1 protein-coding gene is annotated in these 271 nt (G+C 59.0%); it reads right to left on the bottom strand.

Annotated features, from left to right (window positions below):
• Positions 1–27: 27 nt before the first annotated feature.
• Positions 28–271: hypothetical protein (locus SB847_RS21085; RefSeq protein WP_410578573.1), on the bottom strand; the 244-nt coding region annotated here is incomplete at its 5' end.

The raw sequence follows: 271 nt of genomic DNA, 5'->3' as shown, positions 1-271 counted from the left end.
CCCACAACCGGGGAGACGTGCCCTGCATCAGGCCACCCGGCTTTCGACAGCCGGCATGTCGACAGCCGGTGCCTCAACGCCGGTGGAGACGCTGATGGGTCCGGAAATTTCGATAACCGGAACTTCCCATGGATGAATGCGGACAATCTGTTGGATCATGTCCTGGACCTCTGCCTCGCTCATGGCGTAGTCAAAGTACGTTGTGAAAACGAACGTTGGGGAAATGGTTCGTTGCCCCACCAACCCCAAGGTGGGGTTGGCGCCTTCGGCA

This window comes from Bacillus sp. SIMBA_026 (assembly GCF_046535335.1).
GTDB lineage: Bacteria > Bacillota > Bacilli > Bacillales > Bacillaceae > Bacillus > Bacillus velezensis.
The sequence above is the reverse complement of the archived record's forward strand: the minus strand, read 5'-3'. Positions and strand labels throughout refer to the sequence as shown.